The organism is Sphingobacterium sp. UBA2610 (assembly GCF_002339225.1).
In the GTDB taxonomy this organism is placed as follows: domain Bacteria; phylum Bacteroidota; class Bacteroidia; order Sphingobacteriales; family Sphingobacteriaceae; genus Sphingobacterium; species Sphingobacterium multivorum.
In genome coordinates this window covers 391,316-411,512 of sequence record NZ_DDKA01000019.1, presented here as the reverse complement: position 1 = coordinate 411,512, position 20,197 = coordinate 391,316, and the positions used below count along the sequence as shown (strand labels likewise).

At 41.1% G+C, this 20,197-nt stretch carries 23 protein-coding genes, 1 tRNA gene and 1 pseudogene; 12 read left to right on the top strand and 13 right to left on the bottom strand.

Annotated elements, in window-relative coordinates:
• Window positions 1-10: 10 nt before the first annotated feature.
• The 3 genes from B4Z47_RS14455 to B4Z47_RS14445 are packed head-to-tail and all read right to left on the bottom strand — an operon-like array spanning window position 11 to window position 1,420.
• The gene (locus B4Z47_RS14455) at window positions 11-607 is read right to left on the bottom strand and encodes a DUF1788 domain-containing protein (RefSeq protein ID WP_070561020.1); all 597 of its coding nucleotides are present in this window, start codon (window positions 605-607) and stop codon (window positions 11-13) included.
• A complete protein-coding gene (locus B4Z47_RS14450; RefSeq protein WP_070561022.1) occupies window positions 604-1,167 on the bottom strand; it encodes a BrxA family protein in 564 nt (187 codons plus the stop codon). Before B4Z47_RS14450 ends, B4Z47_RS14455 begins: the two co-directional genes overlap by 4 nt.
• Window positions 1,157-1,420, bottom strand: coding sequence for a helix-turn-helix transcriptional regulator (locus B4Z47_RS14445; protein WP_254667628.1), 264 nt, complete (start codon window positions 1,418-1,420; stop codon window positions 1,157-1,159). The genes B4Z47_RS14450 and B4Z47_RS14445 overlap by 11 nt, the downstream gene beginning before the upstream one ends.
• Window positions 1,421-1,545: 125 nt before the next feature.
• Here B4Z47_RS14445 and B4Z47_RS24735 point away from each other — a divergent pair.
• Window positions 1,546-1,725 (top strand): annotated as a pseudogene (locus B4Z47_RS24735) (integrase core domain-containing protein); the annotation flags it as partial.
• 307 nt (window positions 1,726-2,032) lie between these two features.
• Here the strand turns inward: B4Z47_RS24735 and B4Z47_RS14440 are convergent.
• Window positions 2,033-2,728, bottom strand: coding sequence for a hypothetical protein (locus B4Z47_RS14440; RefSeq protein WP_070561025.1), 696 nt, complete (start codon window positions 2,726-2,728; stop codon window positions 2,033-2,035).
• A gap of 121 nt (window positions 2,729-2,849) precedes the next feature.
• On the opposite strand from B4Z47_RS14440, the gene B4Z47_RS14435 reads away from it, so the two are divergent.
• The 5 genes from B4Z47_RS14435 (at window position 2,850) to B4Z47_RS14415 (ending at window position 5,856) form a co-directional block, all read left to right on the top strand.
• The gene (locus B4Z47_RS14435; RefSeq protein WP_070561026.1) at window positions 2,850-3,602 is read left to right on the top strand and encodes a hypothetical protein; all 753 of its coding nucleotides are present in this window, start codon (window positions 2,850-2,852) and stop codon (window positions 3,600-3,602) included.
• Between the two features lie 135 nt (window positions 3,603-3,737).
• Window positions 3,738-4,016, top strand: a complete 279-nt coding sequence (locus B4Z47_RS14430; RefSeq protein ID WP_070561027.1) for a helix-turn-helix domain-containing protein — start codon at window positions 3,738-3,740, stop codon at window positions 4,014-4,016.
• Window positions 4,009-4,326 carry a hypothetical protein gene (locus tag B4Z47_RS14425; RefSeq protein ID WP_070561028.1) on the top strand — a complete coding sequence of 106 codons (318 nt, stop codon included), beginning with the start codon at window positions 4,009-4,011 and terminating at the stop codon, window positions 4,324-4,326. The genes B4Z47_RS14430 and B4Z47_RS14425 overlap by 8 nt, the downstream gene beginning before the upstream one ends.
• Window positions 4,319-4,873 (top strand): BfmA/BtgA family mobilization protein, encoded by a 555-nt coding sequence (locus B4Z47_RS14420; RefSeq protein WP_070561029.1) that lies wholly within the window; start codon window positions 4,319-4,321, stop codon window positions 4,871-4,873. The genes B4Z47_RS14425 and B4Z47_RS14420 overlap by 8 nt, the downstream gene beginning before the upstream one ends.
• 5 nt (window positions 4,874-4,878) lie before the next feature.
• Window positions 4,879-5,856: a DUF5712 family protein gene (locus B4Z47_RS14415; protein ID WP_070561030.1), complete on the top strand. Its 978-nt coding sequence runs from the start codon at window positions 4,879-4,881 to the stop codon at window positions 5,854-5,856.
• Window positions 5,857-6,053: 197 nt separating this feature from the next.
• Here B4Z47_RS14415 and B4Z47_RS14410 read toward each other — a convergent pair whose 3' ends face one another.
• The gene (locus tag B4Z47_RS14410; protein WP_286727429.1) at window positions 6,054-6,188 is read right to left on the bottom strand and encodes a hypothetical protein; all 135 of its coding nucleotides are present in this window, start codon (window positions 6,186-6,188) and stop codon (window positions 6,054-6,056) included.
• A 250-nt stretch (window positions 6,189-6,438) separates the two neighbouring features.
• Between B4Z47_RS14410 and B4Z47_RS14405 the strand changes: the two genes are divergently transcribed.
• A complete protein-coding gene (locus B4Z47_RS14405; RefSeq protein ID WP_070561031.1) occupies window positions 6,439-6,876 on the top strand; it encodes a hypothetical protein in 438 nt (145 codons plus the stop codon).
• A gap of 417 nt (window positions 6,877-7,293) precedes the next feature.
• Here the strand turns inward: B4Z47_RS14405 and B4Z47_RS14400 are convergent, their stop codons facing one another.
• Window positions 7,294-7,725: a helix-turn-helix domain-containing protein gene (locus B4Z47_RS14400; RefSeq protein WP_175441935.1), complete on the bottom strand. Its 432-nt coding sequence runs from the start codon at window positions 7,723-7,725 to the stop codon at window positions 7,294-7,296.
• Between the two features lie 838 nt (window positions 7,726-8,563).
• Here B4Z47_RS14400 and B4Z47_RS14395 point away from each other — a divergent pair.
• From B4Z47_RS14395 to B4Z47_RS14385, 3 genes are read left to right on the top strand one after another with little or no spacing between them, the layout of a single operon-like run.
• The gene (locus B4Z47_RS14395) at window positions 8,564-9,145 is read left to right on the top strand and encodes a TlpA family protein disulfide reductase (protein WP_070561033.1); all 582 of its coding nucleotides are present in this window, start codon (window positions 8,564-8,566) and stop codon (window positions 9,143-9,145) included.
• On the top strand, window positions 9,142-12,351 hold the full coding sequence (locus B4Z47_RS14390; RefSeq protein WP_070561034.1) for a SusC/RagA family TonB-linked outer membrane protein: 3,210 nt from the start codon (window positions 9,142-9,144) through the stop codon (window positions 12,349-12,351). The genes B4Z47_RS14395 and B4Z47_RS14390 overlap by 4 nt, the downstream gene beginning before the upstream one ends.
• Before the next feature lie 13 nt (window positions 12,352-12,364).
• Window positions 12,365-13,735: a RagB/SusD family nutrient uptake outer membrane protein gene (locus tag B4Z47_RS14385; RefSeq protein WP_139144865.1), complete on the top strand. Its 1,371-nt coding sequence runs from the start codon at window positions 12,365-12,367 to the stop codon at window positions 13,733-13,735.
• Window positions 13,736-13,791: 56 nt separating this feature from the next.
• On the opposite strand, the gene B4Z47_RS14380 is transcribed toward B4Z47_RS14385, so the two are convergent.
• From B4Z47_RS14380 to B4Z47_RS14370, 3 genes are all read right to left on the bottom strand, one after another.
• Entirely contained in the window at window positions 13,792-14,154 is a 363-nt protein-coding gene (locus tag B4Z47_RS14380; RefSeq protein WP_070561036.1) for a hypothetical protein, read from the bottom strand.
• Between the two features lie 94 nt (window positions 14,155-14,248).
• The gene (locus tag B4Z47_RS14375; RefSeq protein WP_139144866.1) at window positions 14,249-14,461 is read right to left on the bottom strand and encodes a hypothetical protein; all 213 of its coding nucleotides are present in this window, start codon (window positions 14,459-14,461) and stop codon (window positions 14,249-14,251) included.
• Between the two features lie 205 nt (window positions 14,462-14,666).
• Window positions 14,667-15,623, bottom strand: a complete 957-nt coding sequence (locus B4Z47_RS14370; RefSeq protein ID WP_070561037.1) for a helix-turn-helix domain-containing protein — start codon at window positions 15,621-15,623, stop codon at window positions 14,667-14,669.
• 360 nt (window positions 15,624-15,983) lie between these two features.
• Here B4Z47_RS14370 and B4Z47_RS14365 point away from each other — a divergent pair, with 360 nt between their 5' ends.
• On the top strand, window positions 15,984-16,265 hold the full coding sequence (locus B4Z47_RS14365; protein WP_070561038.1) for a hypothetical protein: 282 nt from the start codon (window positions 15,984-15,986) through the stop codon (window positions 16,263-16,265).
• Between the two features lie 155 nt (window positions 16,266-16,420).
• On the opposite strand, the gene B4Z47_RS14360 is transcribed toward B4Z47_RS14365, so the two are convergent.
• On the bottom strand, window positions 16,421-16,768 hold the full coding sequence (locus B4Z47_RS14360) for a helix-hairpin-helix domain-containing protein (protein ID WP_070561039.1): 348 nt from the start codon (window positions 16,766-16,768) through the stop codon (window positions 16,421-16,423).
• 318 nt (window positions 16,769-17,086) lie between these two features.
• Between B4Z47_RS14360 and B4Z47_RS14355 the strand changes: the two genes are divergently transcribed.
• Window positions 17,087-17,698 carry a hypothetical protein gene (locus B4Z47_RS14355; protein ID WP_139144867.1) on the top strand — a complete coding sequence of 204 codons (612 nt, stop codon included), beginning with the start codon at window positions 17,087-17,089 and terminating at the stop codon, window positions 17,696-17,698.
• An 89-nt stretch (window positions 17,699-17,787) separates the two neighbouring features.
• Here the strand turns inward: B4Z47_RS14355 and B4Z47_RS14350 are convergent, their stop codons facing one another.
• From B4Z47_RS14350 to B4Z47_RS14340, 3 genes are all read right to left on the bottom strand, one after another.
• The gene (locus B4Z47_RS14350) at window positions 17,788-19,098 is read right to left on the bottom strand and encodes a site-specific integrase (protein ID WP_083295745.1); all 1,311 of its coding nucleotides are present in this window, start codon (window positions 19,096-19,098) and stop codon (window positions 17,788-17,790) included.
• Window positions 19,099-19,345: 247 nt separating this feature from the next.
• A tRNA-Glu gene (locus B4Z47_RS14345) sits at window positions 19,346-19,417 on the bottom strand.
• A gap of 110 nt (window positions 19,418-19,527) precedes the next feature.
• Entirely contained in the window at window positions 19,528-20,169 is a 642-nt protein-coding gene (locus B4Z47_RS14340; protein ID WP_070561499.1) for a 4'-phosphopantetheinyl transferase family protein, read from the bottom strand.
• Between the last annotated feature and the right edge of the window lie 28 nt (window positions 20,170-20,197).

The window sequence follows — 20,197 nt, the reverse complement described above, 5'->3', positions numbered from 1 at the left end:
TATCGTTAATTTAATTTTGTAATTTATACTCGAAAATATTAAAAGCACGATAGTAATTATCGTCCTTCAAATTTCCAAACAGATTCAGTGCCCTACCATTATATTCCCCTGGGAAAAACATCAAAGTTGGTATTTCAGTAATTGAGCTTTGCAGATTATTCAATACATTATGTGACCGAATAAATGGATATACTGCGCTAACTCCTTTAAGCATTAATATTTTAGGTTGGGCTTCTTTTACTTTTTCTACAATTAGAGGAACAAATCGTTCATGCAAATTTAGAGTAGATTGAAGGGCTTTTTTGAATTTGATTTTATCCTTCTTTTTTTCTACTTGAAACATTTTATCCAGCCCGATATGATTGTTAATAAGCTCAATAGACAACTCAAAAAGATCAAGGATAAGAACTTCAATACCTTGGTGCTTTAATTTGTTTACAAGATGCTCAAACTGTTCTGCCGCAAAATCCTGAAACTGTATGTCGTAAGGCGCAATCCAAAAAGGAATTTCACCACTCAGCCCTTCCATCTTCAAAAACTTGGAGGAACTGGTAACTTCAAAAATAACCTTGAAGTTTTCAACAATTTTCTCTTGTTCCGAAATCATATATTAAGCAGATATTTATGTTCGGTTTCAGGAATAATTGTTTTTATGCCATAATCTAAAAATGGTACTTGCAGCTTTTTTGTTCGAACACTATCAATTAATCCAGCCTGTTCAAAAAGCTTAAAAACAACTTGTTGTACTTTTTTCTTTGTAATCTCAGATAAAGAATTAATTTCCTTATGATCAATACTCTTACTATACAAAAAGCTATTAAAATCCATCGAGTCTAATTGATAATCGAATGCTTGAATCTTATATAGAACAACCTCATCAAGGTACTCTTGTAATATCCGATATAAACGAACACAAGATATAAATGCAACCAGCCGTTGATGCTCTAAACTTGCCCTATTTAAGTAGTTAATTTCATCCTTAGATAAAGTCGATAGACGCAATTTCAACTCGCCAAATTCTCTTTTCCTGGTACCTGCTCGATCTCGATCCAAATTCTCACTTGAAAGCCTTCCTATTTCATAATCCACATCACTAAGTTGTTCCGCCAAATGAACAAATTCTGAAACTAGAAGAGATGCTCCGGTCATTGAAAATCTATAACTCATTTTTAGAAACCTCCCTTTCTTCAATCAATAAGTCCCTAGCACTTACACCCAGAACTTCTGCTATCTTGTATAAAGTTTCTAAACTTGGTTGATGTCGATTCTGAACATAAGAATTCACCATATTAAAGCTTTTACCTAACTTCTCTGCAAGCCAAGTTTGCTTTATACCTTTTTCGTCCAACACTTCTTTGATACGGTTCATAGTTGTTAAAAATAGTAAATTATTTGAGATATTTCTGCCTTTGGATTTCAACGAAATTGATTCTTAACAACTTATTTTTAAAAATGGTCAACAATGGCCTATTTCAGATATAGTGTTTTAAGTTATCGAGGTAAGAGTAATATGTAAACCTATCCCAGTACGAATTAGAATATCTATGTAGTTACAATCTAAGTAATTTGGAAGAGGGTAAAGAAGTGCTCGATTTTGTGGTTATACTTTACAACGAGGAACGCCCACACATGAGTCTTGGAAACTTGACTCCAGAGTTTGTTCACGAGCAAAATGGAAACCCCGCCAGACTATGGAGGAATTATTATCAAATAGTAACATTGTAAACGCATTTCAGGATTACGACACAGTTGTAATCCTATAATAGGACGAGTCACTAGAGCTAGAGCAAGCAGAAGTTGGGCAGAGCCCTACTTTTCTTGTCCCATTTGCCAGAAATGGGGTTTAGAGTATCCTCCGGGGATACTCTGTTGCCTTTACAATAGCATAAAGCCAATTTTTAGGATACTGAGGTGTATACTTTATAATTCAATCCAACATGGGAAATAATAGGCTGTATATCGAATAGACAATATATCTATTAGGCTATCAATATAGATAAATATATCGCCGGTTATCTGAATAAGCATTCATTTAGCGATAACTGATGTAGCTTTTACCACCCATCTCCTCGAATATGAAAACTTTGAACACAATTTTTGACAATAATTCCATCACTTGATTGGTTAAGGTGTTAAGCTCCAATCCCAAATACAACAAAGTTTCTCTTGCATCCCATTGGAACCCCATCCCCTGCAGAAGGCTGATCTGATGGTTTCCGATAGCGTTTCTATTTCTGAGAGTTTTTATTTTGGGAATCCGTAGGTATAACTTTCTACCGCTGGTAATTATGATACCAAGATCCAGTTCACTATCGAACATCAGTACGACTTTTTGAACTTCCTTCCGTTTCAATTTCTCTAGTAGATCAGCCACAACCCTAGAAAAGGGCGCGTCTGGGTTCACATTACTATTAAGTCCCTCCAACTTCTTCTCGGCATCTCCTATCCACTGCTCGTAAAGTTCCCTTAAATTTTTTTGCCCCGCCAATGAGCGATTCTTTTTATAGTGGGTAATCTGCCTAATCAGGATCTGTTTTTCACCATAATCGGGGTCAAGGATTGTCTGCAATATCTGTAACTCCCTATTGACCTGTCGCAACCTTTGTGCATAATGATCTGCCATCATATACTCCCATTCCTTAATGCTGATAGAAATTAACTTTTTCAAGTCCCTTGCTTCCTTCTGGTACAATCCGATCAACATTTTTAATCTGTCTAAATCATGCATAGTATTGGTCGTTTACCAAATTTACTTATTGTTTCTCGTTAGAAGAGCGTCCCCAGATAATATTATCCATATCCAAAGGATTGATTCATGTCAATTGTGATGATTTTATTAAATTCGTTATATGACAGCAACTTACTTTAAAGCAAGAAAAGCGTTTGATTTCAATCCGAACCCTTTTGAATTAGGAAATATTCTGGGTCTCAAAATGGGGTACGAAGACAATCACTTCCTTTTGAAGGTCTATGATCTGGAAGAGAAAATATTTCAAGATTATTATCAGTACCATCTGGAATATTACCTTTCCGGAGGAAACCGCTCGGAAAAAGATTTCTTTTCCCATGTCTGGCGTATCGTGTCCGATAGGATTGATTATTTTAAGGGACAGGATCCCTTCTCCTCAAAGCACTCCCTCCATATCTCCAATATCAAGAAGTTGGGTGAATTCATGGATTTCCTCGCACCGCTGGATAGATGGAACATCAGACCGAATAATATGCTCATTAGAGAGAAAGATGAAGAGATCGCAAAACTACGGTCAGAGCTCGAAATTTTACAGACCAAACTGTCCGATCTGGAGAAATATGAGGTCTCCGTAAAGCCGATGATACAGGACGAACACCTGCCTACTTTTATCGACCTGCTGCAGCAGATTAAAAGTCTTACTCTTCCTAATGGAAGGAAGCTATTGGTCAGTGACCATGAAAGTCCCTATTATAAAATGGTCTCAAAATATTTTGTCTACAATGGCAAAGATATACCGGTCAATACCGTCCGAAACTATTTTGTACAGAAAGACCCGAAAGATTCTATGAAGGGAGTCAGGATCCCCGATGACAAAAAACTATTCGAGATTATTCGCAAAAATCAGGGTTAATGACAGTTCCTGTCTGACTATTGAACATGACCATCGCTGTCTAGTGGTCATCCAAAACCCTATCCCGGAGTCCAATTTTGTAGTACTGGCCCGGCATATAGCTGGATCCCATATTGTTCATAAAATTGGTTTATTATGCTACTAGACATTCTGACAAAAGAAGATTTACAGCTATTTAAAAAAGAGCTGCTCGATGAAATCAGACAGATCGTTAAAGGAAAGACCTTAGCGGAAAACGGAGACAGGGAATGGCTCCGTAGCCGGGAGGTAAGAAAGAAACTGAACATATCTCCGGGCACTTTGCAGAACCTGCGGATAACCGGAGTACTGCCCTTCAAGAAAATCGGTGGCAGTATGTATTATCGCAGTAGCGATGTAAATATGATGATGGAAGGAGGTGACGTTAATGGTTAATAATACGCATGACCATAACTTTAGCGTTTATTTTGGACATATCACGCAGGATGATAGACTACTGCCTTCACATATCGGCCTTGTCATGGCCCTATGCTATTTTCAGCAGCAGGATAATTTCAATGATTTTTTTCATGCCAGTCGCAGGAAACTGATGCATTTTTCGCGCATACGTTCCATTGCTACCTATCATAAATGTCTTTCCGAGCTTGTCCGGTATGGTTATCTTGAGTATATCCCCTCATGCCATCCGACCAGGGCAAGCAGGTTCAGGTTTATCATGAACAATAATCCCGACAGCAATGGCTAGGTCCGATGAAAACACAAGGTCCGTCCGCTTCCCCGTGGAAGTGGACGGCAAACTCGAACATCTTTCCCTCAAACTAGGCCGGACAAAACGCCTGCTGGTGATGCAGATGGTCAATTATTTCTACAGGAGCAAGAAGGATCCAGCAGATCTGAACGACGAGGTGCTGAAAAAGGAACTTTCCAGTGGAGTAAGCCGTATACTTTCCTTTATCCGAAAGCAGGAAACCGACCTGTTGGTACCTGTCTATTCCATGCTGGATGAACTGACGACCATGCACAGACAGCAATCAGGAACGATAGAGATTATTTCTGATGAACAGCAGCAATCGTCAAAATTTCTGAAAGCAAATACGGAGTATCTCGGGAGCCTCGATAAATTCCTTAAGAAATTACTTTTGGGGATCGCAGAAAAGCAGGAGCTAAAAGATAATTTCAGAAAGATCCTTGAACATTATATCAGTCAACGGGAGACGCTTGGCTGGCCTGTCTCTGCCGCAAGAAAGGAAGAACTGGCCAAACAGGTCAGGGAAGCACTGGATAAACTTTAGTCGCTATGTATATCAATATTACAGATTCCGAAACAGGGGACAATAAAGGAAGCTGCGGGAATCTAGTCTCCTACCTTGAAAAGGAAAACCGGCCCAACGAAAACAAAGTACCCCAGCATTGGTTCAATGGGGCTAGCAATAACATCATGCCGCATGAAGTCCGTATCGGTATAGATGGCAATATCGCCAAGCTTGGAAAAAATGACAGTAAATTCTTCCTGATCAACATCAGTCCCAGCAGGAAAGAGATTGATTTTCTGCTGGCTACTTATGGCGAGCAGGGCGCAAGGGAAAAGCTGAAAGAATACGCCGTGAGGATCATGGATGAGTATGCACGCAATTTCAGGCGCCCGGGAATAGAAAACCATAAGGATCTTTTGTGGTTTGGCAAACTGGAAAACTACCGGTACTACAGCCATAGGGACAGGGAGTTAAAAAATGGCACAAAAAAAGTGGGGGATCGTAAAGAAGGACCGCAGTTCCATGTACAGGTCATCGTTAGCAGAAAAGATATAACAAACAGGATCAAGCTTAGTCCCCAGAACAGGTCACGTGGAAGGAATGTGGAACATTCAAAAAAAATGGGACAGTTTGACCAGATGGCTTTCAAGCAGTGCGGCGAGACAGTTTTTGACAGGATGTTCGGCTTTGACCGAAAATTGAAAGATACCCTGCTCTATGCAAATACGATGAAGAACGGAAATATTGACCAGCAGGTGGCTCTTCATACACTTGACAGACAATTGAAGAGTGGCGGAGATACAGCAAGGGAAAGGCAGCAGAACAAGCCGATCCTTTCAAGGGAGGACTTAGAGAAATTTCCGCAGTTAACAGGATGGGTACCTCCATTTACAGAAGCTGGTTGGGGTCTATTGGATATTTTACTAGCTCCGGTTCAGGATTTCGGAGGACATGATACCGTTGCTGCGGAAGAGGAAAGAAAAAGGAAGCGAAAAAAGAAAAAGCGTGGACAGCGAAGGTAAAAAAAGCTGCTCGATTATTTGTGAAAGCGGTCTAGGACAATGATCCAGCATGATATAAAAATTATCCGCTGGATCATTGATCCGGCTTCTCAGAGCCACCATGCTTAATTTTTTCGGTAAATGTAGGATAGATATATGGTTAACTGAATATAAACAAAAACTTATATACATTAAAGAATATAAATATATATCTATTGCTATAGATTGCTGTCAATATGGATATCCATCTTCACCGCTTCTACAAATTTACCCACGATGGCACAAAGGTCAAGGGTATAGTAAACGCCACTACGCACAATCCCCAGCTTGCGCCCTTGACCAAATTGTGCCATCTTGCCTTTTGGTTGCCTAAGCGGTGATGATGGAATAGTGTGTCCCGACTACCGGGCGACAAGGAGAGGATAGTAAATACGAATTAATCAGGAATTAATTAACCGTTAATCAGCCAAAATCCATTTGAAGTAGATCAGAACATTCATTAGCTATTTCCTAGGCGCGTCAACAAATAAATCGTATATTAGGTTTATTTTGCTCCATTTAACTGATTAAGTTGTTAACACCAACTTATTAAAAACTTAAAGCATGAAAAAACTGAAATCATTATTATTTATCTTATTTATTGGAATAGGAATTTCTAGTGGACAAACCATCAAAAACCAATTTATAGATGTACCTTCAACTAATCGGGAAACAACTTTTGAGAACGTCTTACAGCTTTTTCTTTCGAGCGATTATTTTGTCCTTTCAGCAGACAAGGATTCGGGTCTTATAAAATGTAAAATAGTTAATGATGACAGCAAAGTATTTACAAAGCTAAAAGTAGATATTCTCGAATACAATCTCCTGATACGAGAAAACCAAGATAAAGGTACACGGATATATATTCAGGCCAACCTTAGACAAAAAATCCGCTCTGTTAGCGTGAATAACGACGGGGTTTACAATGATGATGCCGGTGTCACTAAAAAGCCAAAATATTATGAACCATTGATAACATTCCTCAAATCCAATTTGAATTAAAACTTGTTGGGCATACGGATAAGTATCATCTCTACTTCTTGATTTTTTCCGTCTCAATAAAATGGTATAAATGTATCTAGTTAAGAAGTCTGATTTCTTTCTCTATTTTAATTTGAAAAAGTTTCTGCCCCTATTAGGGGTGTACCCTAAACATAAGGCTATTTATTGTTGGTGTAAAAAACCGTAGACTCGCTTTCTTTAATCCAATTACCAGCAAACAGTTCAGTTTTTAGCGCTGGCACGTAGCCTATGCGCCATAATGGGCTGTTTAAAAATTAGGCAGGTAAATAGAAAAGTTCAGTTAGCAAACTTAATCAGATAGGGCTGACCAGTGTGTCTAATAAAGAAAAAAGGCCCCTATCCTGAAGGATAAAGACCAAGTTCTCAACTTTAAATTTCTTAAAATGCCGATATTGCCTAATCAGCCTTTCGGTTGATGTTTTTCACATTATCATTTGTATCAGATGAATTAGTTTTAAGAGCTGATATTTCAATCTTCAACCTAGCGATTTCATCTTTTAAAGATTCTTTCTCCTCATAGCCTTTTATTAATTCATCTTTAAAATATTGAATAACCTCCTTTATAGGGTGATTATGTTGTTCCTTCGTATAAAAGAAAAATTGATAATCGCTATCTTTATTGAAGTTTTTAATTGCCTCTACAGTAGTGCCCAATGCTTTGGCTGCTCTTTCTAAAATCTCCTCAGTTGGCAGTTCGTTCTTTTCCATTTTTGATACATTTTGTTGAGCCATACCCATTGCTCTTCCCAAGGTCTCTTGTTTCATCCCCTTAAGAACACGCATGTCTCGAATATTTTGTCCGAAATGTTTTCTTTGTACATGTGCCATATAAAAATGCATTTCTGATACACGAATATACAAATTTATTTGGGTGTATGGAATATGTATTTTACATATCGGCTATTCATTTTACGGTACTAATAAACATTTATATTTGTAGTATTGATATTTCAAATAATGATAAAACTAGAAAATTCAACATAATTTAATATTTTTGCCGATATAACAATTACGGCTAATACGGTAGTGTCTAGACCCACACCTCGCAAAAATTGGAAATCTAGACATGTCGGGTGATGCCCCATGCCTTGCCTTTATCTTAAAGATATATAGGAGAAACGGCATGGATGCTCACCCGTCCTTTCCAAACTCGCGAGGTGTGGGGGGCGGGCAGAGACCATGTCGTTTTTTTGCTTTTCTTCCCGCTGCATTCATAACCATATAAACATTGAATGATATGCAGTACAACACTTCCAATATTCAGAATAATACTATCTCACAGATATTTCAGTGCGGTGAAGTTACTGGCACATTGTTGATAACAACGAAAGCGTTTTATAAAAATTTATTCTGTGCACCAGAATAACCCTACAGAATACCTACATACCGCTCCCTCTTTGTCCCGACCGAATCCGTCATAAATTTTCCAAGGGCTGGGAGCGGCTATTTTTTATATTATAAGCCAAAACAAACCAATTTTCTATCGAAAAAATAAACGCAAATAGCGTAATGGGATAAATACGCCCTTTCCGCATCGGTAATTTTTCGATCATAAACAGACAGGATTATGTTCACACTCATACTATTACTAATAAAAGACATCCTAAAAATGTGTCTTTACAGGAGGAAAAATCTCCTAAAGACCCTTGCAACAATTTTTGTTTCTATGTTTAGTTTATCGTCCATCCCACAGCCTGCTTTAGCGCAGGTTGTGGTAAAGGACATCGGTATCAAACTGGGGATCGGCGATACCATACCGGAAGCATTGTGGAAATTTCCACTGCAAACAGTTAACCATCCATCGGGCAGGAAAACAATTTCGTTGAACGAGTACCGTAAAAGTGACCTTCTCATACTGGACTTTTGGGCGACCTGGTGCGGAAGCTGCCTGAATTCCCTACGCAAGTTAAAGGAAATAGATCTACCAAAATCTGTTTCCATCCTTCCCGTCACAGCCCAATCCGAAAAAGATATTGAAAGCTCAAAAGCCATGTCATACTGGTTCAAGGATTATAGGCCTTTTTCCGTTACCGAAGATTCCATATTGACCGGATATTTTGGCGTACAATCTGTGCCGGATATTATCTGGATCAAGGATAACAAGGTCATGGCAATAACTTCGGCCAGATACCTTGACTTTGAGAATATATTAAAGGCACAGGTGGATGACTGGTCAACGGTCATTTCAAAACCGGACAGAATTAGCGGCAAACAATCCAATATCCAAGGAAAAGGAGGTGCATTTTGAAAGCCTGGGTAATACTCTTTCTGCTGATCCTAAGATTTTCTGTATCGGCGCAGACCAAAATTACAGTTTCGGGAAATGTGGTCGATAAGACGACCGGAAAGCCTATCTCTGGCGCAACCATCGTGCTGAAAAGGAACCATCTATCAACGTCATCAGATAGTACGGGTAATTTTACACTTGTACTGGTCTCACGGGGAAACGATACCATAACAGTCAGCGACGTACAATATATATCAGCTGTCCGTCCCATCATATTGGATCAGCCGAAACGTATTTCCTTTGAACTTGTACCTGCCTCAAACATATTGGAAGAGGTGCAGATCAATACCGGCTACCAGCGTATTGATAAAAGGACGTCTACTGGTTCGGTAGAAATGATCGGTCAGCGAGAAGTGGGCTATGGTACTTCCGGAAATCTGTTGGACAGGATCGAAGGCCTCTTTTCCGGTGGCTACATGGATAGGACAGGTTATAATTTTAACGGGGCAGCGCAGCAGCCGGGTTTGACCATCAGGGGGGAGTCAAGCCTGGTTGGCGAGACTTTCCCTTTGATAATCGTTGACAATTTTCCTTTTGAGGGGAACCTTGACAACATCAATCCCGAGGATATTGAGAACATCACCGTATTAAAGGATGCTGCCGCAGCCTCCATCTGGGGGGTGCGTGCCGGGAACGGCGTGCTGGTCATCACAACAAAAAAGGGAAAGCTGAACCAGCCCTTAACCATAGATCTTTCTTCCAGCCTCATGGTTTCAAAAAAAACGGACCTATTTTCCCGGGAAATAGCCACATCGGGCGACTTCATTGACATGGAAAGGTTCCTGTTTGAAAAGGGGTTTTACAACAGTCAGATCAGCGATAGTAAAAAACCTGTACTCACACCCGCGGTCAAGCTTCTTATCCAGCACCAAAAACAGGAAATCAGCGATAATGAACTGGAATCCCAATTGGCGGTACTGCGTGGAATGGACGTGAGAAATGATTTCCTGAATTCCGTATACAGAAATGCAATCGAAAGCAATTCTTCCATAGGCCTGCGTGGCGGTGGCGATAAGGCGAGCTACTCATTCTCGCTTGGATACAATAAGAATGCATACAGTATGCCCACAAACTCCCAGGACAGGATCACAGCAAGGTTTAACCAGTCCTATAAACCAATGCCAAAACTGATCCTTTCCGCAAATCTTGCCTTTAGCAGGATCGCGGGCGAAATGTACAATTCTTCCAACATGCTGGGATACGGTCAGATCAAGGTAAACAACAAAGAGCTGTATCCATACGCCCAGTTAAAAAATACGGATGGCAACAACAACATTCTCTACACCGATTATGACAGGACCTTTATTGACCAAAATCAGAAACTAGTATCCCGTGACTGGACTTTTGTTCCGCTGGATGAACTTAGTAGAGCTGGCAAAAGGTCCGAAAGTCAGCAGGTTACTGCAGGTATTGACCTAGGTTATGAAGTAACCAAAGGCGTAAAAATCACGCTACAGTCGCAGCTCAACCGTGCCATGACCCAGTCGGCTTCCCGTTATGATGAAGACAGTTACTTTACCCGAAATCTGTACAACCGCTTTACGTCCATAAATTCAGGAAAGACGACTTACGGTATACCCGAAGGCGGGATACGGGACAGAAGCGATAGCAAATTATGGGGTTATTCCCTCCGGGCACAATTGGACTTTTTTAGGCAGGTCGGCAAAGACCACCGCTTTGAGGCCTTAGCAGGAGCCGAAGTAAGAGAAGTAAACAATGGCAGTAACTCTTACCGAACCTATGGTGTGTACAAAGACAGAAATTCATTCTCAACAGTTGATTATGCAAACACCTATCCGCTGTTTCCAAGCATTGGCGGCAGGGCATATATTCCAAATGGCTTGGCAAGTTCAAGAACCGCAAACAGATATGTTTCCCTTTTCTCAAACCTAAATTATACTTTTAAGGACAGATACTTTTTGTCTGCCAGCGCAAGGAGCGATGCTTCGAACATTTTCGGTGTTGAGACCAGAGATAAATGGTCCCCATTATGGTCGGTAGGTGGAGGCTGGGAAATATCAAAGGAATCTTTCTTTAAGATGACGGCTATTAATTACCTCAAAGTCCGGTCTTCATTCGGGTACAGTGGAAATGTGGATGCCAGCATTCCTGCGGAACTGGTTCTGAAACAGGCCGATTATCTGGACTTTTATTCCAACCTGCCTTTTACAAATATCCTCTCATTACAGAATCCAAACCTGCGCTGGGAAAAGATACAGATTTTCAATACTGGAATAGATTGGAAAATGTGGAACAACAGACTGGATTTCACCTTGGATTATTACAATAAGAAATCAAAGGACCTGATCGGTTTTACATTGGTAGACCCAACGCTGGGTGTTTCTACCGCCACGATGAACTCGGCGGAGTTAAATGGAGACGGATTTGATTTTAGCATCGGTACCAATATAAGGCAGGGGCCCTGGTCCTGGAACGGCATAATCCGAGCAGGTTATAACAGGACCATATTGGATAAGTACCATGGAAGGATGCTCACAGTAACCAATCAGGCCATGAATGCCGGATATTTTGTAGGCAGGGACAGAAATATACTGACCAGTTTCCGATGGGGAGGACTGACCGCAGAGGAGGGGGCTCCGAAAGGATTTGAACATGGCGAACCTTCAACAAATTACCGAAGTATCATCAGGGATACTCCGCTGGACGAACTTGTATACCATGGATCAGCTGTCCCAAGAACTACTGCTTCATTCAGAAACCGGGTCAGTTATAAAAATCTCGAACTTGCCTTTACCCTTTCAGGGCAGTTCATCTATTTTTTCCGAAAGAACAGCATCAATTATGCTTCTTTTTTTAGCAACTGGACTGGCCACCCTGACGTTTCAGCCCGATGGCAGCATCCGGGCGATGAACAGCATACCAATGTACCGGCTATGTACTATCCCCTGAATACGGACCGGGAAACTTTCTACAGTCTCAGCGAAGTGCTGGTAAGACGGGGAGACCATATCCGGTTACAGGACGTCCGGCTGTCCTATAAACTGTCACCGCAGAAAAAAACAAGGATCAGGTCAATGGAAATATTTCTTATGGGCACAAATCTCGGCTTGATCTGGACGAAGAACAAAGAAGGGATAGACCCGATATATAATGGCGGAATAGTTCCACCGCTTACGATGACGGGAGGATTTAAGGTTGGATTTTAAAAACAGTGATAAAATGAAAAGACTGAACACGTATAAAACTTTCGCAATGATCGGGATGCTGACCTGCAGTATCTCCGGCTGTTCTAAATACCTTGGCCTAAAACCGGACAATAGTTTCTCAGTTCCGGGCAGCCTACAAGATCTACAGGGACTATTGGACAACAGCGAGGTGGTCATGAATTTTGCAGCAACTGGCCTTGCGGAAATCGCTAGCGATAGCTATTACCTAAATGAAACGTCCTGGACAGCAATGACGGACGAAAGGGACCGGTTCCTTTACCTATGGCAGCCTTATAGTCCCATTGCCAGTCAGTGGACGGGGCCTTATCAGGCAATCCTGCACGCCAATACCGTCCTTAAATATCTTCCCTCGATAAAGATATCCCCTGGTGAAATTACCGTTGCCAACAGTCTCAGGGGAGCTGCTCTTTTCCACAGGGCGTACCAGCTACTGCACCTGTTACAGGTATTTTCACTTCCCTATGATCCTGCCGGGAGCAATGACAACCTGGGCGTAGTATTACGGAAAGAGCCTTCACTTGATGAGAAAATTTCAAGAAGCACCGTCAGGCAATGCTATGATTTTATCATTGGTGATCTGAAAGAGTCCGTTAATCTACTTCCGGAAAAAGCGGATATTCCGACCAGGCCTTCAAAAGCTGCCGCCTACGCAGCGCTGGCAAGAGCATATCTTGTGATGTCAGCATTTGAAAATGCAGGACGATACGCGGATTCCGCGCTAATGATCCAGCCGGATCTTATCGACTATGGCACGGAAATAAATACAGCTTCCAATGTCCCCTTCTCCAAATGGAACAAAGAAGTGATATTTGATATGGCCATGAATGGCGGCGCACCACTTGCACCTGCTAGAAGACGGGTAAACATCGCTGAGTATGGGAATTATGAAGAAAGCGACCTTAGGAAAAAGGCTTTCTTTTCCCTGAACAATCAGGGGGAGGTTCTCTTTAAGGGCAATTATAACGGGCTGAACTCCTCCCAATTATTCTGTGGACCGACTACCGCCGAAATGTACCTTATCCGTTCTGAAACAAATATCCGTAAAAACCGTTTGTCTGAAGCCGCAAAGGACATCAATACGCTCCGTGCAAAGCGTTTTGCCTCAAGTGACTTTAGCGAGGTCGAATTTACGGAACAGAAATGGGCAATGGATTTCATAAAAAAGGAACGGCGAAGGGAACTCATATTCAGGGGACAGCGCTGGCCGGATGTCAGAAGATATATTCTTCTTGGGGAACAGGAAGAAACGATGACACGGATTGCCGGAGGCAAAATATATACAATGACCGCACCCGATATTGTCGGATATACCTACAAACTGCCCGATGAGGTGATCGACAACGGCTCGCTCATTCAGAATTGACATGTAAAAAGAGCGGAAAACTGAAGTGATTTTCCGCTCTTCTGAGCCTGGCCCACTTAATCTCTTACACGTACATTTGCCGAATGCTGCTGACTGGAAGTCGCATTCTGTATTTCATTCTGCAGTGTACTGTCAATGATAGGCTGTCCGTTTGAGTCTACAGTTGCTTTTAGGGCACATACCTGATCGCCGGGATTACAGGTCGGCATCGGTTCGCCTTCTTCTATGGCCCGATATTTCGTCGGATCAGTGGGCGAGTCGGATGAAGATCCTGTAAATTCAAACCACTGGGTTACCAGCACCTTTGGTGCAACTATAGATTCGGGGCTGCTCTGGCTTGCTTTCACTAGATAGAAAGCTCCGAACAATAAAACTAGTGCTGTCACGCCAGCTACAAATTTTGATTTTAACGTTCTCATAACGCTGTGCTTTAAGTTTTAAAATTTTGTTGTTTACTCTTTGCCTTTCGGTTTAACCTCCCGGTAAAGCTATCGAGGGATCCTGTACACTGGCTTACCTGTCTCCTTGAAACCGGTAGACCGGCAATCCCGGGAATAGTGCAAACCGTTTGGCGTACCGAATTTTAGTGATGCAGATACTGGGTGGAATATTCTTAAAAATCGCCATAGTAGGAACTCTCCGCCATATCGGTATGGCCACGAATATTTCTATGGTCTTAAAAAGAACACCTATTATATGCTTTACTGCTGTTTCCTGTCCGTTCATGGTTCATAATTTTTTATCGCTGATGGTGGTTCTCCTCTATCATCCGCTCTTACCGTATTCGGAGACAAACCTTTAATACAAAGTTCAGGGTCAAATTTTAGCTGGGAAAGGAATAAACGGACAACTTTTGGCGATTTTTGATCAAAAATGTCCGTTTATTCCCTTTATTGGTAACAAAGCAGATACAATTGAGAATTAATTGACGTTATTTTTTCCCTTTTTTTCGGTAGTAACCACGATAGATACGAGAGAAGCTGGCGAGATCTGTGTAACCGACCATGGGATATACTTCTTTTTTGGATAGCCCCTGTTCACCCATGAGCTTCCGGGCTTTCTCCATTCTTAGTCTTACACAATAGTCATAGGGCGTAGTTCCAAATATGACCCTGAACTTTCTTCGAAAAGTTTTATCGCTCATCGGTAGATCCTGTAGCAGCGACTGGATATCAATTTCTGGATCTGTAAAATTTTTCATTATATATAATCCTGCCAGATAGATCCTGTCCAGTCCCGAGCTGACCAGCATTTCGTGGTAAGACTTCAAGACCATAGCAATCTTCTTGCGCATTTTGAGCTTGACGATCCCGATATTGGCATCATTGAAGTCCAGTATCTCGTCAAGTTCTTCTCCCAGCACATGATCAATCCTAAGGCGCGGAAGGATGCTGAACTGTCTATCGGAAAGCGCTATTTCCCTTAACGCCTCCCATAGGACCCTATAGGGCCGGACAATACTTTCTGTCCATTTCGGATCAAATGAAATAATGAGAGCCTTTACTACAGACTCTTCTACAATTTCTCCTCGGTAGACTCCGGCCCTACTATGTGAGGGATAAAAACTGTTTTCGTTTGCCGTGGTAACTTCTGTACCATCTTCTGTTGAAAACCTGAGATCTCCCTGCATCGTAAATAAAAGGAACAGCCTGTCACGGTCCAACTGAAATCGAAGTCTGAAAGGTTCTTCTGTACGGATCTGTAAAAGCTCAATATGGTATTTTTTTAGGAGTAGCTTCTCACGGAGGACTTCTGCTTTCGGAAAAAAATACCTTAAGGACGAAGTTGCTGACTTCAAAGCATTTTCCGTCCAGTCAGCAGGACAGCTACCTAAATCAAGTACGGAAAGGGGCTCAGTGAGAAAAATAATATTAAAATGATCCGTCATAAACGCAAAAAAATAATTGTATACTGTTCTACTTGGACTACTTTAGGGGTACGAAATACATTAAATGTAGGGTGTTACATTTCACATTAGCAAATTTTTTCGACAAACAGAGGTCTGACCACTATAAGTTGCACGATTTCCTCGATATCTGACTTTTTCGTACAGCCTTTCTCCTGACCAGATAGCTGTCTGCCTCGTTTTCAGCAGCAAATTGGTTAACTTTAAGAAGCGGTCAATACCTACGGTCAAAATAGGGAGCGATCTGGACATGGTAACGGGCAGAGAAATATTTTCGTAGTATATTGCCTCAAAGGACCAAAATATAACCGAAGGGAATACTGAAAAACAAAACTTATTTCTATGGCGACCAATAAAAAATGCAGGGAAACCGGAAAGGTGATATTTGCTTCCTGGATAGAGGCCCGGCTCGTCATGCTCGACATTAAGTGGAACTACTTTTTCAAAAGGGACGAAACAGGCCGCCGCATCAAGCACAGGCAGGGACGGCCTGTACAGCGGCGTGCATATTACTGTACACATTGCGGGGGCTACCACCTGACCAAATGGAAAAAATCAAATTTTAACTCCTATACCGAGAAAAAATGGAGAAGGGATAAAGGTGAAGAAAATCCAGACCTATAAAAGCGTCGCCCCATACCATGATCCTTATATCCGATGGACTGTCCACTGAGGGGTATCCATAGTAAAACGGCCACCCTTTCGGGGCAGCCGCTTAAAGATTAGTTTATGGGATTTGTTTGAAAAACAATATCAAATTACACTTTTCGGAAGATCTTTCAAAATTCGATGGGCCATTTTCCAAGTTCCTTAACAAAGCCGGATATTTCTGAAAGGGATTTGTTTCCCAATCCGCCTATAGCAGCCAGATCCCCATACGAACAGGCCATCAGGTCCGCAACAGTTATTATTCCATTCTTGTGAAGGGCACTGACGGTCTTTCCGCTGAGCTCCTGCCGGAAATAAAAGAGGTCGCTTTCAAGGACCAACTCATGGATATACCTGTTATCTCCCAATAGCCGCTGCAATTTCAGGGAAAGGTTCCGAAGCGAGGTATAATCCATCTTGCGAAGATTGATCCTCGTTTTCACTCCTTCCAGATAAATATCAATTTCGAATTCTTTCATGGTTATTCGGGCTGTCCAGTTCTGTACTTATGGCTATCTATTCTGACCGTTGTCCAGTTCAAAAAAACAATATTCAAATTAGATAAACTCGGATAATAATTCAAAAATTATTCGACCAACTCCCATTTGACCATGCCCAAGCATTTAATACGCTCGATTAATTAAACTTGTAGGCCAAACCCACCACAAATTTTACCGACAAGAAGGCCTCATGATAAAGTTCTATATGCGGGCTATCACAGTCCGACACTTAAACCCTCATAGATTGTAAAATTAGATTTAAATTATTTATTTTAGCTACTCAAACCATAACAGGCCATGAAGAGAAACCGATTGATTATTTTATTCATTTTCCTCCTATTGTTTGTTTCCTGCAAGAAGGAGAATTCTGGACAACACATGGCCAACAGCCTTAAAGGTAAATGGAAGTTAACCAGCTATGAAACGATCCTGTCCACCGGCGACAAAAATGAAAACAGTATTGCTCAGAATGAGCATCTTCCTTACGAATATCTGAGTTTTGATGGACCTGACAGTGCATCACTGCGCTTGACAACCCCTTACTTTGTCAGCTCTACCGCGAATGGTACTAATTGGAATCCACCGGGAGCAGATGTAAGTATTAAAGATGGAGGGAGCCAGATCGGAGAACCTGTCTATTTTCGAAAATACTATTATCGTCTCATAGAAAACCGGCTTTTGCTAAAGGAGACCAATACATTTAGCCCATCTGCATGGGTAGAGAAATGGGGTTCCCTTTCAATGGGAATTGTCGATTCCCTCGCCGATTATTACCCAAAACTCAGGGCAGATATAGATTGGTGGGATATCTCTGTCGATGAAAATTCATTAAAATTACAACAGCAAATCAGCTACGGGGGCAAGGATAGCTTTCGTTCCAAAGTAATAATGCTCTTTTCGAGGGAATAAAGAAGTACAACTATTCTTTGTTAAGGAAGGATAACATATTTTTTATTTTATTATGGAAGCGATACATGATGTACCGCTTCCTTTTGTGATTAAGCAATATTTCTTCCGTTATGGCCTGCTTTTATGAAAGTAAAAGTCTGTGGAGTACATAGCTCAGTAATTTTAGCCTTATTTGTAGGCATCGATTTGTTCTCGATCTTTCTTTCCAGCCTATCCATATCAGCTGCAACTCTATTATCCAATAACTTCGCATAATGCTGTGTGGTCTTGATATCCGTGTGTCCAAGCATCTTGGATACTGTTTCGATAGGTACGCTATTAGCAAGAGTAATGGAGGTTGCAAAAGTATGGCGTGATTTATGGAAGGTCAGTTCTTTGGTGATCTCACACAGGTCGGCAATTTCCTTGAGATAACTGTTCATTTTTTGATTACTGAGAACAGGAAGTACCATATCTTTAGCTACGCAGGGTGGATAATCACGATATCTTTCAATAACTTCAAGTGCCTTTGGCAATAGCGGAATATTTGATGATGTTTCTGTTTTTTCCCTGCTTGTGAAGATCCAGAGTTTTCCGTCCACTCCTTCTGCGATATCTGTCCATTTTAATTTCTTTACATCGGCATAAGACAGACCGGTATAGCAACAGAAGACAAAAATATCACGCACATGCGCAAGACGTGGTATTTTGAATTCCTTTTCCTCTATCCTACGAAGTTCAGCATTTGTTAGAAACTCCTTCTCTTTAGCCTTCGCCTTGATCTTGTAAAATGCAAATGGATCTTCGGTGATCCAGCGGTGTGCGATACAGATCTTGATGATCTTGCGCAGATGTTTCATGTACTTTGCAGCCGATACAGCCGAACAGCCCATTGTAGAACGTAGAAAGAACTCGTATCCTGTGACGAAAGCATGGTCAATCTTTCTTGTGTCGATATCCTGCGACCTGTATTCTTTTTCCAGATATCCACCAACATGGGATAAAGAGGTTTTATACCCTTTGAGCGTATTGGGCTTAAACCCATTGCCCAAAAGCGCTTCAATCTGGTTGTTGTGCTCCCTGAACACATCTAAGAATTTTTTGCGTTTGATATCTTTTCCTTGAAACCGCAGCTTAATGGACTCCGCTGTAATTTCTTCTCCTGCCGCTACCATAGCAGTATGGATCGTGCTTACTTTAGTTACGAGCGTATCAAGGTAACTGTTCAGGGTTTTTACAGCTTCTGTTGTGCCTTTTGCGCGGTTAGCTTTGGAATTCCATTTCGATGGCTCGCATTCACGTCCCACCGAGGTCTCTTTTGGAAAGCCGTCGACAGTGATCCGCATGTAAATTGGCTTGGGGCCAGTAACATAATTTTTTGGTTTCTTCAAGTAGAAGAGCAAGGAATAATTTGTACTCATGACAACATCATTTAAGTGAAACAAAATTAGCCTTGCAACTAAAACGGATCAAGATGTTTTATTTTTAAACAACTTGATTATAAGAATGTTATTGTCATTTCAGTGAGTAAGTAAATGAGCGAAAATGACTCACTGAATGACTCACTTTTTTCTTGAGAATACGTGTAAGTTTTGTAGATACTGAAAAACAAAAAAGCCTGCAAACGTTTAATTTGCAAGCTTTTGTATGTTTTGACTTTTAGATGTGTAGCCCGTAGGGGAATCGAACCCCTGTTTCAAGAATGAAAATCTTGCGTCCTAACCCCTAGACGAACGGGCCATATCGTTTTCGATGATGCAAATATAGAAGCTTTTTCAAAAAGCACAAAAAAAAAGTGCTGTCTGTGTGCTAATTCATTGAAATTGAGAAAAATTATTTTTTTAAAGGACCTATTCTACAGCGTAAGCGAGCATATATTCATTGAACTTCTCGTAATGTACATCATAAATATGCTTATTTTGATCGCTGTCGAGTTCAAGTTTTAATATACCTTGCGTTTGGTATTCGAATGGTTGTATGGTCATGTTGTTCAAGAAGGAGACCCCTGCATTGCCTTGAAGTTTATAAATCGCTTCTTTGGCGCACCAGCAAGCATAAAGCTGCTCATAGCGGCTATCATCCTGCGCGATGAATGCAAGCTCCGCAGGTTTTAAAAACTTATGTTGGATGCGCTCTACTTTTGTTTTGATGATTTCCATGTCGATACCAACCTCTCCTTTTGTACTGATCATAGCTGCTGCATAATCAAATGAGTGCGAAAGTGATATTTTTTGGGGAAAATTGGCGAGATAAGGCTTGCCATTTGCATCCGAAGGACATTCGATATAGCGGGATGTGTTTAATAAGGTTCGCAGGAGAACACGTGTGGCAAGCCAATGTAACCGTCTTTTCCCTTTATTGAAGGACCCCAATTTTGCTTTTTCACGTTCATCCAATTGAAGTTTCGACAGTAAATCGTCGTCCGATTCCTCAATTCGCCAAATTGCAAATTTGGTTTGATTATCAATTTCACGTAGATACACTAGACTCATACCCAAATTTAAAAAACAAATCGCAGAT